The following is a 15,696-nucleotide window of genomic DNA, read 5'->3' on the forward strand; positions in this document are numbered from 1 at the left end:
CGTAAATTACCATTATGTAAGAAACGGATTTGTGCGTTGCGTTGTTTAAGGTGAGCAAGGATACTGCTGTAAATACAAGGCGTCCGCACTAAAATGGAATGCGGAGACAGTCGAAATCAATTCGGAGACGTGTATGCGGGTTTGGAAGCAGCTTGGTGTCGGTCTGGCCGTCGTGGGGGCGGGGTTCTGTCTTTGGGCCTATAATTCACCAGACGGCAAAGTTTTGCTGGCCAAGGTTGGACTTGCAAGCCCGGAAAAGCCTGCTGCAGAGGCCGGTGGCACGGCAGCCGCTGGTGGTGGGCAGCGCGGGCAGGGCGGTGGAAGGGGCAACAGCGCAACGCTGGTCGCGCTCGCACCCGTCAAGTCCGGAACCGTGAATGACCGTCTGAATGCAATTGGCAACGGGGAGGCTATTCAGTCTGTCGTCGTCACGCCGCAGGCTTCGGGGCTGATTTCCGAAATTCTCGTATCATCGGGGCAAAGTGTCAAAAAAGGCGATGTGCTGGCGCGGCTGGATGATGATGAGCAGGTCATTGAGCGTGAAAAGGCGCAGGTCGCGCTGCGCAGCGCAGTCGAGAAGTCCACGTCCTACGCGAATTTGCGTTCGGTTGCGCGGCTTGATGTGCTGGATGCCCAGATTGCCGAGGAAGCGGCGAAGCTTGCGCTGAGCACAGCCGAACTCAATCTGAAACGGCGCAATATCGTTGCCCCTATCGACGGCATCGCCGGTATTGTTGCGATCAACATCGGCGATAACGCAACGACGCAGACCAGTATTGTCAGCATTGATGACCGTTCGAAAATTCTCGTCAACTTCTGGGCGCCGGAGCGTTTTACCACGGCCATCAAGGTTGGGATGCCGGTGGAGGCGACATCGATTTCCCGCCCGGGCGAGAAATTCTCCGGCAAGGTTGAGGCGGTCGATAACCGGGTGGACGAAGCCAGCCGGACGGTGCGTGTGCGCGCCGTTTTCGAGAATGCGAGAGACGATCTGCGCGCTGGCATGTCCTTTGCCGTCACCATGGGCTTCACCGGCGAAAATTATCCCTCTGTCGATCCGCTCGCCGTGCAGTGGGATGCCGAAGGCTCCTATGTCTGGCGCGTGAAGGACGACAAGTCTCACAAGGTTCGCGTTCAGGTCGTTCAGCGCAATCCGGATTCCGTGCTGGTCAAGGCTGACCTTGCGCCGGATGAGCCGATCGTGATCGAAGGCTTGCAGCGTGTGCGCGAAGGTGGCGCCGTGCGAACGGCTGGGCAGAAGAAAGCACCGGAGGTCGCCAGCCGATGACAGACCAGACCACGACCAGTGCAAATGATTCCAAGGCGACGTTTACAGCACTCTTCGTGCGCCGGCCCATCCTGGCAGCTGTGGTGAACACGCTTCTGGTGGTTGCCGGATTGGCAGCCCTTGTTGGCGTTGATGTGCGCGAATTGCCGGATGTCGACCGCCCGGTCATCTCCGTGCGCACGACCTATGACGGCGCATCTCCGCAGACCATCGATCAGGAGGTCACCCAGACCATTGAGGGCGCTGTTGCGCGTGTCAGCGGTGTGAAATCCATTTCTTCGTCATCGCAATTCGGCACAAGCCGCGTGACGATGGAATTCAACGACAGTGTCGATATTGCGGTGGCTTCGAACGATGTGCGCGATGCCATTGGCCGCATTGCCAACCAGATGCCAGATGATGCCGACGAGCCGCAGATCATCAAAGCGGATTCCGACAGCCAGCCCATCATGCGTCTTGCGGTGACTTCCACCAGCCTCAGCATGGAAGACCTGACCAAGCTCGTTGATGATGAAGTCATCGACCGGCTGGCCGCCGTGGATGGCGTTGCCGATGTGGAGCTTTATGGCGACCAGGAAAAGGTCTTCCGCATCGACCTCGATCAAAGCGCGCTGGCAAGCCGTGGTTTGACGGTGACGGATGTGTCCAATGCGCTTGGCACTGCCGCACTGGACGTGCCAGCAGGATCGCTGAAAAGCTCGACCCAGGACATTGTCGTGCGTGCGACAGCCAACCTGACGACGCCAGCCGAATTTGAAAATCTTATTGTCAGAGACCGTGTCCGCCTTCGTGATGTGGCCAGCGTGATGCTGGGCGCGGATGATGAAACCACGTCGCTGCGTTCAAACGGCGTGCAGGGCGTGGGCCTTGGCGTCATTCGTCAGGCCCAATCCAACACGTTGAGCATTTCGACCGGCGTAAAGGCGGCGGTTGAGGCCATGACGCCCAATCTGCCCGAAAATACGCGCATCGTCATTACCAGCGATGACGCGGTGTTCATCGAAGGTGCGCTGCATGAGGTGGAGCTTGCGCTTGGCCTTTCCGCGCTCATCGTCGTCGTGGTGCTTTACCTCTTCTTCCGCGATTGGCGCGCAACGCTGATCCCGGCCATCACCATGCCCGTCGCGCTGATCGGCACCATCGTTGCCATCTACATGGTCGGCTTTTCCATCAATATTCTCACACTTCTTGCCATTGTTCTGGCCACGGGCCTTGTGGTGGATGATGCGATCGTGGTGCTGGAAAACATCGTCCGCCGCCGGGCCGAAGGCATGGGGCCGCGTGCCGCAGCCGTTCTCGGCACGCAAGAGGTATTCTTTGCGGTCATCGCCACCACGGCAACACTGGCTGCCGTGTTCATTCCCCTGTCGTTCCTGCCCGGCCAATTGGGTGGTCTGTTCCGCGAGTTTGGTTTCGTGCTGGCATTCGCGGTCGGACTGTCTTCCATCGTCGCGCTGACGCTGTGTCCGATGCTGGCATCGCGGATGTTGAAACAGGAGATGAAGGAACCATCGGGCCCGCTGGCCTGGTTCGGCAATGTTTTTGCGTCCACCTACAAGACCACGCTCTCTGCCTGCCTCAACAATCCGCTGATCGTCGTCATCGTGGCTGTTGCCTTCGCGGGCGCGTCGTGGGTTGCGTTCGGCATGGTGCAGAACGAGCTGACGCCGCGCGAGGACCGTTCCTCGGTGATGCTGCGCGTGACGGCTCCACAGGGCGTGAGCCTGGAATATACTCGCGACCAGTTGCAGCGGATCGAGGAAAATCTGCAGCCGCTTCGCGACAGTGGCGAAATCCGCAATATCTATTCCATCTCCGGCATGAATGGTTCAACCAACACCGGCTTTGTGGTGCTGACGCTGGCCCCATGGGCAGACCGCGAGCGCACGCAGAACCAGATCGCGCAGGATATCAATGCTGCGGCGCAGACGGTGCCCGGCCTGCGGGCCTCGGCATCGCAGCCCAACAGCCTTCGTATTCGCGGTGCTGGCAATGGTCTCAGCATGGCGATGATCGGCACCAACTATGCGGCGCTGAACGAGGCCACGCAAAAGCTTCTGACCGGCATGGAGCAAAGCGGCCTTTTCGATACGCCGCGTCTGGAAAACGAACCCAATCAGGCGCAATTGTCGGTCTCGATCGACCGCGAAAAGGCGTCCGATCTCGGTATCGACATTACCGGCCTCTCCACGGCCATGCAGTCGTTGCTTGAAGGCCGCTCCATCGTTGATGTCTTTATCGATGGCGATGCCGTGCCTGTGCGACTTCTGTCGTCCACGCGCCCGATCGACGACCCCACCGACCTTGAAAACATCTTCATGAAGGCAAAAGACGGGCGAATGGTGCCGATGTCCACCATCGCTTCGCTGAAGGAAACGGCCGTTTCACCGCAGCTGAACCGTGAGCAGCAATTGCCATCGGTCGGCTTTACCGCAAACCTTCGGGAAGGTGTGTCGCTGGGAGAGGCCGTTGCGCGGGTCAATGAGATGGCGGCGACCGTGATGCCCGCGGGTGCGCGTTTGCTGCCGCTGGGTGAAGCGGCCACCTTGCAGGAAAACTCCAGCGGCATGTTGCTGACCTTCGGCTTTGCCATTGCCATCATCTTCCTCGTGCTGGCGGCGCAGTTCGAAAGCGTTCTCAGCTCCGTCATCATCATGTCGACGGTACCGCTTGGTCTGGCCTGCGCGGTCATCGCCTTGCTCGTCACCGGCTCCAGCCTCAACGTCTATAGCCAGATCGGCCTTGTGCTGCTGGTTGGCGTCATGGCCAAGAACGGTATTCTGATCGTGGAGTTTGCCAATCATCTGCGCGATCAGGGCGCCACGGTTCGTGAGGCCATCGAAAAGTCGTGCAGCATTCGCCTGCGGCCTGTCATGATGACCATGATCGCCACGATCTTGGGCGGTGTTCCGCTCGTCATGGCGCAGGGTGCTGGTGCAGAGGCCCGTATTGCGCTTGGCTGGGTCATTGTCGGCGGTCTGGGTCTGGCAACGCTAATCACCCTCTATATTACGCCAATCTCCTACCTGCTGATCGCACGTTTTGCGAAACCGCAGGCGGATGCCGACATTCGTCTGCACAGGGAGCTTGAAACGGCCATTCGTCGCCGTGCCCTTGAGGAAGACAAGCCGCTGCTTGCTGCGGAGTGATGAACTGACGCGCCGCCGTTTTGCCAAGCGGCGGTGCTGGACAATCTCAATGCCGTGGCACATATCAACCGGACTTGCCGTAAAAGGTTGAGTCCGGTTTTGCATTTCAGGGGAGAGAAACATGGCGTTGAAGGATGTGGTGGCTGGTGCGAGAAACGAAGCGGGCATTGCAGCCGTGCTGGACACTCTGAAACAGCAGCTCGGTGACAAGCTCCAGACCGGCCAGTCCTTTCGCGAACAGCACGCGCACACGACGACCTATCTCACCACGCAATTGCCTGATGGTGTGGTCTTTGCCGAAAATTCCGATGACGTGAAGGCCGTCGTCAAAGCCTGCGCTGCCCATAAGGTGCCCGTCATCCCGTTCGGGGTCGGCTCTTCGCTGGAGGGTCAGGTCAATGCGCCGATGGGCGGAATCTCGGTCGATTTCAGCCGCATGAACCGCATTCTTTCCGTCAATGCAGAAGATCTGGACGTAACAGTCGAGCCCGGCGTAACGCGCGAGCAACTGAACACCTATCTGCGCGATACCGGCCTTTTCTTCCCGATTGATCCCGGTGCCAATGCGTCCATCGGCGGCATGGCTTCTACGCGCGCCTCCGGCACCAATGCTGTGCGCTATGGCACCATGAAGGACAATGTGCTGGCGTTGACCGTGGTAACGGCCGATGGCGAGGAGATCAGCACCGGGCGGCGTGCACGCAAATCCTCTGCCGGATATGATCTGACGCGGCTTTATGTGGGTGCCGAGGGTACGCTTGGGGTCATCACATCGGTCACGCTGCGTCTTCAGGGTATTCCTGAAAAGATCGCGGGCGGTGTGTGCACATTCGATACGATTGCCGCGGCCTGCGATGCCGTGATCATGACGGTGCAGATGGGCATTCCCGTCGCCCGGATCGAGCTTCTGGATGCTGTGCAGATCCGTGCCTGCAATGCCTATTCGGGCTTGTCCTATGAGGAAAAGCCAACGCTGTTTCTGGAGTTTCACGGTTCTGAAGAAACAACGGCGCTGCAATCTGCGCAGTTTTCTGAGATTGTTGAGGAGTGCGGCGGCAGTGCTTTCCGCTGGACCAGCGATGCGCAGGAGCGCGCCAAACTTTGGAAGGCGCGCCATGATGCCTATTGGGCATCCAAGGCGCTCGCACCGCATCTCGATGCGCTTTCCACCGACGTCTGCGTGCCGATTTCACGCTTTGCCGAATGCGTGACCGCGACCCAGCAGGATATCGTCGACAACAACATGCTGGCACCGATTGTAGGCCATGCGGGCGACGGGAACTTCCACGTTCTTGTGTTGTTTGATGGCAAGGACCCGATAAGTGTGGCCCATACCGAAGCCTTCGTGGCACGTTTGAACCGACGGGCGATCGAGATGGATGGCACCTGCACGGGTGAGCATGGGATAGGGCAGGGCAAGATGAGCTTTCTGGCCGAAGAGGTTGGTGGCGCGCTGGATGTGATGATTGCCATCAAGCGGTCACTTGATCCAGATAACATCTTTAATCCGGGTAAGCTTTTTCACGCCCAGTAGGTGCAGGAATATGGGTGAAACCTGAAATGCAGCTTGCTCTGGCAGGGAAAAAAGATAGGTTTCATCGTCAGTTAAGGGAGACATCGGGTCGTGCTCGGACGCATATTGGTATTTCTGGGCGGACTGCTTGTGGTGGCACTGTTTTCAGCGCTGCTCATTCCTTATTTCATCGACTGGACGGATTTCCGGCGCGATTTTGAAGATCAGGCAAGCCGTATTCTGGGCAAGAAGGTCGTGGTGCATGGCCGTGTCGAAGCGCGGCTACTACCATTTCCCTCCGTGACGCTGCATGATGTGCGCGCTGGCACAGATTCGGACGGCTCGCCCCAGATTCAGGTCGCCCGCTTTTCCATGGATGCCGAGCTTGCACCGTTCCTGTCTGGCGAAGCGCGCATTTTCGATATGCGGATCGAGGAGCCGAAGGCCCGTATCCGTTTGTTGAAGGACGGCACGCTGGATTGGACACGCGGAAGCCGCGCCGTCATCCCGGCCAAAACCGTTGTTCTTGAAAATGTCAGCATCGATGGCGGGCAAATCGAGTTCATTGACGAGCAGTCGGGTCGCAACCGCACGGTAACTGGCCTCAGTGCCGATATGTCGGCCAAGTCGCTTGCCGGGCCATGGACCGCAAAAGGACGTGCGGCTGTTGATGGTCACGCAGGGTCGTTTTCTCTTTCCAGCGGTGAGCCGGAAGCCAATGCAGGGCGCATGGGCCTGCGCCTTCGCCTCATGCCTGATGAACATCCGGTTGAGATTGATCTGGACGGCGCCATTGCCGCCACTGAGGGACGTCCGGTTTACAGCGGCTCATTTGCCTTCAATTTCCGCCAGGATGAGAACCAGAAAAAAGACGCCAGCCAGTCCATCTTCACCGCGCCACGGACGAAGGGCAGCTTTGAGCTTACCAATGGCCGTGTGCGGGTGCCAAGTTACCGCATGGAACTCGGCGGCGAGACCAATCCGTATATCGTGACGGGTGAGGCGACGCTGGATACCGGAACCGCACCAGAATTCCTGCTGACGGCTGATGGTCAGCAGATCGATTTCAACCGCTTTGCGCCCGCACCTGTGCAGACCGGCAAAACATCGCGGGTTCCAACTGTGCCCGTGCGCCAGCGCATCGAGGCATTTGCGAGCCTGATTGCGCGCATTCCGGTGCCGCAGGTTCCGGGTAAGGCCAGCATCCGGCTTCCAGCACTTGTTTCCGATGACACGACCATCCGCGACATCCGTCTTGATATTAGGCCCAACGGTTCCGGCTGGCAGGTGGAGAATGCAGTTGCCGTGCTGCCTGGCCGCACCCAGCTTGAGGCCAAGGGCTCTCTGACGTTGACGGGTGGCCCAGCCTTCAATGGTGATATGCTCGTTGCCTCCAACCAGCCTTCGGGGCTTGCCAACTGGCTGTCCGGCACGGTCGATCCGGCCATTCGCCAGCTGAATGCTGCGGGTTTCTCGTCCACCGTTTCGCTGACAACGCAGGCGCAGCGCTTTGAAAACCTCGAACTTGCCATCGGGCAGGCATCGCTCAAGGGTCGCCTTGCGCGGCAGGCGGAAGCCAATGGCGCAAGCATTGATGTTGAACTGGCGGGTGACGAGATCGATCTCGATGCCCTGAAGGCGCTTGGTGGCCTTATTCTGGGCGATCAGGTCGGCAGCTCGGTTCTCGATCACCGGATCACCGCCAAGTTCAAGGCGGACCGCATCAACATGGCGGGCGTGACAGCCAATCAGGTGGAAACGGCGTTTACATCGGCGGGTGGCGTTCTTTCGCTGGAAACAATGAATGCCGGCAATATTGCCGGTGCCGAGGTTAGGGCAAAGGGCCAGTTGAAGGGCTCTGCCAATGATTTTTCCGGCAAGGGAACAGTCAATCTTCACGCTGCCGATATGCAGCCTTTGCTTGATCTCTTGCGGCAGAAAGTTCCAAGCCATCCACTGGTGGAGCGGCTTGTGCGAAGCGCGCCATGGTATGCGAATTCCGACATTGCCGTTGATCTCGCGGTCGATAAGAACAATGGCGGGGCAAACGCAGCCGTTTCCGGCACCATCAACGGCAGCCGCGTTTCTGCCGTGGTGAAGTTGCCTGATGTTCTCACAGACACTGACGATACGGCACTGACGCTTGAGGCTGTTCTCAAGAACCAGTCTACAGCCATTCTGTTTGGGCAGGCGGGGCTTGATCCCCTGCCTTTCGACGCTGATGGCGAGGGCCTGTTGTCCTTGAAGCTCAACGGGACGCTCGGCTCTCCGGTTCAGACGGAATTCCGCTTCTCGACGGAGCGCACGCATTTTTCTGCCAATGGCAGCTTTGGCCTGAAGCCGGAAAACTTCGCTCAGGGCAGCGCTGATGTGTCGCTGGAAAGCGCGGATATCGAGCCTTACCTCATTATGAATGCGGTTGGCCTGCCGCAGCTTGGTGGCGGCATGTCCACCAAGGCAACGGCGAAACTTAGCTCGGATAAGGACAAGACGACGCTTTCGGCTCTTTCGGGCCAAGCGGGCGGCAACGCATTTTCCGGTAATCTGGCTGTTGCGAAGGCTGCACCTTACAAGCTGACCGGCGATCTTGCACTGAACAGCGTCGATCTGACGTGGCTTGGCGATACGATGTATGGGCCGGTTATCGACCCTGAAACGGGCGCACTCAGCGCAAAGCCGGTTTCTCTTCCGGCCTTCCCCAAGCTTGATGCCTCCCTTTCCATCAAGGCCGCCAATTTCGACACGGGTTCGTTCGGAACGGTGACAGGCCTTTCTTTTGCGCTCAACCATGCCAATGGCACGCTTTCGCTTGACGACATGGTGGGTGACTGGATGGGCGGCAAGGTATCGGGCCGTCTTGCCATGGCAACGGGAGACGGTGCTGGCATTTTCCGAACCAAGATTGCTGTCTCGGGTGCCAACCCTGAAGCCGTGATGTGGAAAAGCGGAGAGAAGCCGGTGGCTAGTGGCCTCTTCGGTCTGGATTTGACTGCTGAATCCACCGGCAAGAGCGTAGCGGAGCTTCTATCGTCGGCGGGCGGATCCGGCGAAATGCGTGCCGGTAATCTTGTTTTGCGCGGGTTGAACGCATCGGCTTTCCAGCAGTGGCTTCAGGCTGCCAATGGCCTTGAGGGCAATATCGATGCGGCGAAAGTGCGTCCGCTGGTGGATGCCCATCTCTGGCAGGGAGAGATCCCGCTGGGGGATGTGTCCATGCCGTTCACGCTCGGCGATGGAAACCTGCGCATGCAGAATGTCACGACTTCCACACCACAGCTCGCCTTTGATGGTGACCTCATGCTCGATATTGGCGACAAGACGCTGACCGGTGGTTTGGGCCTTGCTTATAATGCCGGCAACGAGGCGTTGGCGGGCGCCGAGCCGTCCCTTCGCCTCAACTTTACTGGACCACTGGCCGAGCCAGCACTGACGACCGATGTGTCGGGTCTAACCGGATATCTGTCCCTGCGGGCCTTCGAGCGCGAACGCAGGCGGGTGGAAGCCTTGCAGGCCAGCGTTATGGAGAAGCAGAGACTGCGGCGTGAAGTGGCGCTTTACCGCTTCCGGGCCGCCGAGCGACAGGCCGCGATCAAGCGGGCTGAGGAAGCCGAAAAGGTGCGCAAGGCGGAAGAAGAGCGTTTGCGCAAGGCTGAAGAAGAGCGTATGCGTGCGATGGCGCAGGAACGGCTTGAGGCCGAGAAAGCCTCGCAGGAGCGTTTGAAGCGGGAGCAGGAAGCCCAGCCAAAGCCCGCGACTCCTCCGGTGTTCTCCGTACCCCCAACAGGCGACATCTTCAGCCAGCCTCCGGCACAAAACGCTCCCGCGCGGTAAGGCCCTGGACGCGCATTGATGACTTGTTCGCTCTGTGCCGTGATGCGGCACAGCTAGTGCTAAGTGGGACCTGTGGGAGCTACTGGCTCTTCAGCCAGTTCAGCACATAGACGCGCAGGGAAGAGGAAAGATTGCTGTCTTCCGGGCGGTTGTCATCAATCTCGGCAAGTAGCGCCGCAAAGCTCATCTTCCGCTTGTCTGCTATAATGCGCAGCTCGTCCCAGAAAGCATCTTCAAGCGAGATGCTGGTGCGGTGGCCGTGGAGTGTGGTGGAGTGCTTGCGGATCAAATTTGCGGCTTTCCAAACTGATTCAACGCGCTGCCATCCGGATTCATTTCTTGCGCGTAAGCTCATGATATTGAATCGGTTTCATTCCGGTGACGTCGGGTAACTCCGGTTAAGCCTGCGAGGTTCCGCAGGTGCGGAAATCTCCTGACGCCTCGCTTGGTTGCTCAGAAATGCGAGACACACAAGCGGTCGGGGAGCGTCAGGATAAGGCGCTCCCGCCAACCAGCACTATTCCAGCGGAACGGCAACGAAACGCAGATTGCCCTGCGCGTCTGCCACCATCATATGGGCATTCTTGCGCCCGGATGATTTCAGGCCGTTGACGCGCACCGCCACATCGCCGGGCACTTCCATGAAGTCCTGCGCAACCTCCACAATCACATCGCCAGCCTTGACGCCCTTCTGCTCGGCAATCGAGCCGGGTTCCACGCCTGCAACAAGCACGCCTTCGACGCTTTCCGCGATACTCTTTTCCGCGCGCAACTCGTCCGTGAGCACGACAAGGTTCATTCCCAGAACCGTTTGCGCAGCTGCGCGCTGGTCTGGTGCCTGCTGCTCTGTCGGATTGTCGTTGTTGTCCTGCGGTTCAGCCATTTCGCCGTTCTCGCCATCATCCGGCATGGCATCATCGCTGCTGGCGCCGGGCTGCTTTTCTTCGGCGGTATCCTGCAACTGGCCTAGCTTGACCTTGACGGTCTGCTCCTTGCCATCGCGAAGAATGGCAACATCAACTTCCTTGCCGACTGGGCTTTCGGCAACAACGCGCGGCAGGTCGCGCATTTCCTGAATTTTCTTGCCGTCAAATGTCAGAACGACGTCGCCCGGCTGAATGGGGCCGTTCTCGACGGGTCCGCCTTTGACCACGCCGGAGATCAGCGCGCCGCGGGCCGCGTCCATGCCAAGGCTTGTGGCGATATCGTCTGTGACAGGCTGAACGCGCACGCCGAGCCAGCCGCGGCGGGTTTCGCCAAACTCGATGAGCTGCTGGACGATGTTCTGCGCCAGTTCTGTCGGCACGGAAAAGCCGATGCCGATGGAGCCACCGCTGGGAGAAATGATGGCGGTGTTGATGCCGATCACCTCGCCCTTCATGTTGAAGAGCGGACCGCCGGAATTGCCCTTGTTGATCGCCGCATCCGTCTGGATGAAGTTGTCATAGGGACCGGCGTTGATGTTGCGTCCGCGCGCCGAAACGACGCCGACGCTGAGCGAGCCGCCAAGGCCAAACGGGTTGCCGACGGCCATGACCCAATCGCCAATGCGCATGGCGCGGGAATCACCGAATTTGACGGCTTTGAGTGGCGTCTTCGGCTCCACCTTCAGCACGGAAAGATCGGTCTTGGTATCGGTGCCAACGAGCTTTGCTTTCAGCTTGTTGCCATTTGGGAAGATCACCTCGATATCATCAGCACCTTCGATGACATGGTTGTTCGTCACCACATAGCCAGCCGGATCGATGACGAAGCCCGAACCGAGCGAGCTGACCTTGCCGCCGCTATCGGGGCTCTGGTTGTCGAAGTAATCCTTGAAGAATTCCTGAAACGGAGAACCCTCGGGAATATTGGGCGGTGTCGGGCCTTTCCCTTCCGCCTTGACGCTCTGCGATGTGGAGATGTTGACCACGGCGTCCATGAGAGGTGCTGCAAGATCAGCAACCGAAGCTGGTCCGGCGCTTTGGGCGCTGGCGCTCAACGGCATGGCCAGCCCGCCTGCTAAAACTGCAAATCCCGCGACCGCCGCGATGCTGCTGCGGAAAGGCGAAAGAGTGGTAACGGGCATACAGCGTCCTCGCATATTGCTAACCGGGTCTCTGCTTAATAGCCAAGCATAAGGCGGAATGATGAAGTGTAAAAATACCTTTTCGTGAATAAGCAGAAAATCAGGCTTTCATCCACGATTAAAGCGTGGATGGCGTCTGACCGCTTTTCATCTCTTGGTCAAACCCATCCGGGCTTGCAGAATGATGCCACAAAACAGCAAAAGGGCCGATGTTTCCACCGGCCCTTTCGCGTCACTCATTAAGGTCAGTTCGCGGGCGCAGCAGGTGCCGCAGGGGCTGCGGGCTGTGCCGGTTGCGCGGTTGGCGTACCTTCAATGTTATTGAAATAACGGAAGAAGGTTGAGTCTGGCGAAAGAACCAGCGTCGTGCCGTTGCCGTTCAGCGCGCTCGTATAGGCTGCCATCGAGCGATAGAACTCGAAGAAGCTTGGATCGCGCTGGAAGGCGTCACCGAAGATACGGTTACGTTCGGCATCGCCTTCACCCCGAAGCACTTCGGACTGACGATTGGCGTCGGATTCGAATTCGACGACCTGACGATCCGCGATGGCGCGGCGGCGCTGGCCTTCTTCGTTACCACGAGCGCGGATCAGTTCGGCTTCAGCCAGACGCTCGGATTTCATACGTTCGAAGGTCTGTTGCGAGACTTCCTGTGTGAGGTCCGTGCGGCGGATGCGAACATCCACGATGCTGAGGCCAAGTGACTCTGCGTCTGAACGCAGGTCGTCACGCACTTCCTGCATCATCGAGGCGCGAGCATCCGAAAGGGCAGCTTCGAAGCCACGAAGACCGTAGACGCGGCGCAGAGATGCGTCGAGACGTGTGCGCAGACGCATTTCGGCAGACAGCTGATCGCCGGATACCGTCTGACGGAAGCGGCGGGCATCGGTGATGCGGTAGACTACGAAGGCATCGACTTCATAGAACTTACCACCGGACACCTGAACGCGGATGTTGTCATGATCGAAACGCAGTGCGCGGTTTTCGACATATTGTACGCGGTCCGCATCCATGAACGCGAATGGCAGCTTGAAGTAGAGGCCCGGATCGGTCTTCACGTCCTGGATCTGACCGAAGCGAACGACGATTGCCTGCTGGCGTTCGTTGACCACGAAGAAGGACGAGTAGACGAAGAACATGACAACGGCGAGGCCGACGAGAATTGCGGTTAGACGATTACTCATATCAGTTGCCTCCCTGCTGCGCTGCGCCGGTATTGCCGCGCATGATCTCGTTCAGAGGCAGATACGGCACCACTCCCTGCTTTTCATCAATGATGATCTTGTTGGAATTCTTGAGAACCTGCTCCATCGTCTCGATGAACATGCGCTCACGTGTGACCTCAGGTGCAGTCCGGTACTGGTCGTAAATCGAGATGAAACGCTGGGCTTCACCCTTGGCTTCGTTGACGACACGGCCCTTATAGGCAGTGGCTTCTTCAACGATCTGTGCTGCCTGACCACGTGCGGCACCCAGTTTCTGGTTGGCGTACTGGTTGGCTTCCTGAACAAAACGATCCTCATCCTGTTCGGCACGCTGAACTTCGTCGAAGGCGTCCGCCACTTCACGTGGTGGGGCTGCATCTTCAATCGCCACGGCATTGATGGAAAGGCCTGCGCCATAACCGTCCATCGTAGCCTGAATAATGGCACGAACGTCAGCCGCAATGGCCTGACGGTTATCACGGAAGATGTCCTGAGCCGGACGACGGCCAACGACTTCACGCATTGCGCTTTCCGAAACCTGCTGAAGGGTCTGGGCAGGCGCATCGACGTTGAAGAGATAGGACTTCGGATCAGACACCGTATAAAGCACGGAGAACTGAACGTTCACGATGTTCTGGTCGCCTGTCAGCATCACGCCGGTTGCTGCTGTTGTCGATGTTGCACGCGCACCAATGTTTTGCTGCTGTTCCGTGACCTTGACGATCTCGACAGTTTCAATCGGCCAGAAGTGGAAATGCAGGCCTGGCATCGAGACTTCGTCCTTCGGCTTGCCGAAGCGAAGTTCTACGCCGCGTTCATCCGGCTGAACCGTATAGACGGACTGGATGCCGACAAATGCGAGGACAACAAGTGCGAGGATGGCGATGACGCCACCGTTGATGCCGCCCGGAAGCACGTTTCTGAAACGATCCTGACTGCGACGGATGATCTCTTCTAGGTCGGGTGGGCCGCCATTGCCGCCACCACCGCCGCCGCCACGCGGACGGTTTGGTCCCTGACCCCAGGGGCCGCCCTGGTTGTTTCCACCACCGCCGCCGCTGCCGCCGTTACCGCCGCCACCCCACGGGCCGCCGCCACCGCCGCCGCCGCCATTCTGATTGCTCCAGGGCATCCATACCTCTTATGCTAAAAAAACTCTCCCGCTCCCTCTCTGAAACGCTATCGCATGCCAGACGGGACTGTGCTCTCAGTTATAAGAAGGAGAAGGGTGCGTTTCAACGCAGACGCGGTAACTTAATACCCAATCACGGTAAATACTTCACTGATATGCGTGATATCTGCGGTACGTCGTGAATCTGACCGGATAATTGTCTTTTTCCCCGGCGAATAAGGCTATTTCGTCGATTTTTTCAAAAAGCGCGGGATCGATTTCTGGGAAAAACGTATCGCCTTCCAGAGAGACCTCAACATGGGTGACGGAAAGTTGATCGGCGAAGGGCATGGCCTGACGGTAGATTTCGCCACCACCGGCCACAAAAACCTCATTGACACCAAGCTCCGCTGCCTTATTCGCGGCAAGCGAAAGCGCATCTTCGAGCGACGACACCACGTCCACGCCTGCGGGGCGATAATCCGGGTTGCGGCTGATGATGATGTGTGGCCGGCCGGGCAGGGGGCGCTCGCCGACGGAGAGAAATGTCTTGCGCCCCATGATCATCGGCTTGCCCATGGTCAGCGCCTTGAAGCGCTTGAGATCTGTGGACAGCTTCCAGGGCATGTCGAGATCGCGACCGATAACCCCGTTTTCTGCAACAGCGGCGATGAGCGTGGTGCGCGGCTTGCTCATACGGCGATCGGTGCCTTGATGGAGGCGTCGGCCTCATAATTTTCCATCGTGAAATCCTCGAACTTGAAATCGAACAGGCTCGTCACGTCGGGGTTAAGGCGCATGGTGGGCAGTGGCTTCGGCGTGCGCGTCATTTGCAGCTTTGCCTGCTCGAAGTGGTTAGCGTAAATATGCGCATCCCCCAGCGTGTGGACGAAATCGCCTGGCTTCAGGCCCGTAACCTGCGCGACCATCATCGTCAGCAGGGCATAGGACGCGATGTTAAAGGGGACGCCGAGGAAAATATCCGCCGAGCGCTGGTAAAGCTGGCAGGACAGTTTGCCATCGGCCACGTAGAACTGGAACAGGCAGTGGCAGGGCGGCAGCGCCATGTCATCGACCAGCGCCGGGTTCCAGGCGGAGACGATGTGGCGGCGTGAATTCGGGTTTACTTTCAGGCTCTCGATCAAAAGCACGATCTGATCGATGTGGCGGCCATCGGGTGCTGGCCAGGAGCGCCATTGCGCGCCATAGACAGGGCCGAGATTGCCGTCCTCATCCGCCCATTCATCCCAAATCGAGACGCCGTTTTCCTTCAGATAGGCAATGTTGGTATCGCCTTTGAGGAACCACAGCAGTTCGTGGATTATGGAGCGCAGATGCAACTTCTTGGTTGTCAGAACCGGAAAGCCTTCCGACAGATCAAAGCGCATCTGATGACCAAACACCGAGCGCGTGCCGGTGCCTGTACGGTCGCCACGGTCGCTGCCAGCGTCCATCACATGCGCAAGAAGATCGAGATATTGCTTCATAACAGTCCGCCACCGATTCCATATATGTGCCCATTATAAGCTTT

Annotated in this window: 10 protein-coding genes; 4 read left to right on the forward strand and 6 right to left on the reverse strand. The window is 58.5% G+C overall.

Features of this window, described 5'->3' with window-relative positions; translation table 11 throughout:
- Nucleotides 1–133: 133 nt before the first annotated feature.
- The 4 genes from IFT53_RS08200 to IFT53_RS08215 all read left to right on the forward strand — a co-directional run bounded on the left by IFT53_RS08200 (nucleotide 134) and on the right by IFT53_RS08215 (nucleotide 9,781).
- Entirely contained in the window at nucleotides 134–1,288 is a 1,155-nt protein-coding gene (locus tag IFT53_RS08200) for an efflux RND transporter periplasmic adaptor subunit (RefSeq protein WP_192064091.1), read from the forward strand.
- Nucleotides 1,285–4,437, forward strand: coding sequence for an efflux RND transporter permease subunit (locus tag IFT53_RS08205; RefSeq protein WP_192064090.1), 3,153 nt, complete (start codon nucleotides 1,285–1,287; stop codon nucleotides 4,435–4,437). The genes IFT53_RS08200 and IFT53_RS08205 overlap by 4 nt, the downstream gene beginning before the upstream one ends.
- Before the next feature lie 121 nt (nucleotides 4,438–4,558).
- Nucleotides 4,559–5,971 carry an FAD-binding oxidoreductase gene (locus tag IFT53_RS08210; protein WP_192064089.1) on the forward strand — a complete coding sequence of 471 codons (1,413 nt, stop codon included), beginning with the start codon at nucleotides 4,559–4,561 and terminating at the stop codon, nucleotides 5,969–5,971.
- Between the two features lie 90 nt (nucleotides 5,972–6,061).
- Nucleotides 6,062–9,781, forward strand: coding sequence for an AsmA family protein (locus tag IFT53_RS08215; RefSeq protein WP_192064088.1), 3,720 nt, complete (start codon nucleotides 6,062–6,064; stop codon nucleotides 9,779–9,781).
- 79 nt (nucleotides 9,782–9,860) lie between these two features.
- On the opposite strand, the gene IFT53_RS08220 is transcribed toward IFT53_RS08215, so the two are convergent.
- From IFT53_RS08220 to IFT53_RS08245, 6 genes are all read right to left on the reverse strand, one after another.
- Nucleotides 9,861–10,070, reverse strand: coding sequence for a ribbon-helix-helix domain-containing protein (locus IFT53_RS08220; protein WP_042616118.1), 210 nt, complete (start codon nucleotides 10,068–10,070; stop codon nucleotides 9,861–9,863).
- A gap of 228 nt (nucleotides 10,071–10,298) precedes the next feature.
- Nucleotides 10,299–11,849, reverse strand: a complete 1,551-nt coding sequence (locus IFT53_RS08225) for a Do family serine endopeptidase (protein ID WP_192064087.1) — start codon at nucleotides 11,847–11,849, stop codon at nucleotides 10,299–10,301.
- Nucleotides 11,850–12,094: 245 nt separating this feature from the next.
- Nucleotides 12,095–13,033 (reverse strand): protease modulator HflC, encoded by a 939-nt coding sequence (hflC, locus tag IFT53_RS08230; RefSeq protein WP_042616058.1) that lies wholly within the window; start codon nucleotides 13,031–13,033, stop codon nucleotides 12,095–12,097.
- Between the two features lies 1 nt (nucleotide 13,034).
- Nucleotides 13,035–14,186, reverse strand: coding sequence for an FtsH protease activity modulator HflK (hflK, locus tag IFT53_RS08235; protein WP_192064086.1), 1,152 nt, complete (start codon nucleotides 14,184–14,186; stop codon nucleotides 13,035–13,037).
- A gap of 147 nt (nucleotides 14,187–14,333) precedes the next feature.
- Nucleotides 14,334–14,861, reverse strand: a complete 528-nt coding sequence (locus tag IFT53_RS08240) for a dihydrofolate reductase (protein WP_192064085.1) — start codon at nucleotides 14,859–14,861, stop codon at nucleotides 14,334–14,336.
- Entirely contained in the window at nucleotides 14,858–15,652 is a 795-nt protein-coding gene (locus tag IFT53_RS08245) for a thymidylate synthase (RefSeq protein ID WP_192064084.1), read from the reverse strand. The genes IFT53_RS08240 and IFT53_RS08245 overlap by 4 nt, the downstream gene beginning before the upstream one ends.
- Nucleotides 15,653–15,696: the final 44 nt, after the last annotated feature.

The sequence above is a fragment of the Rhizobium sp. CFBP 13644 genome, assembly GCF_014842165.1.
In the GTDB taxonomy this organism is placed as follows: Bacteria; Pseudomonadota; Alphaproteobacteria; order Rhizobiales; family Rhizobiaceae; genus Agrobacterium; species Agrobacterium tumefaciens_C.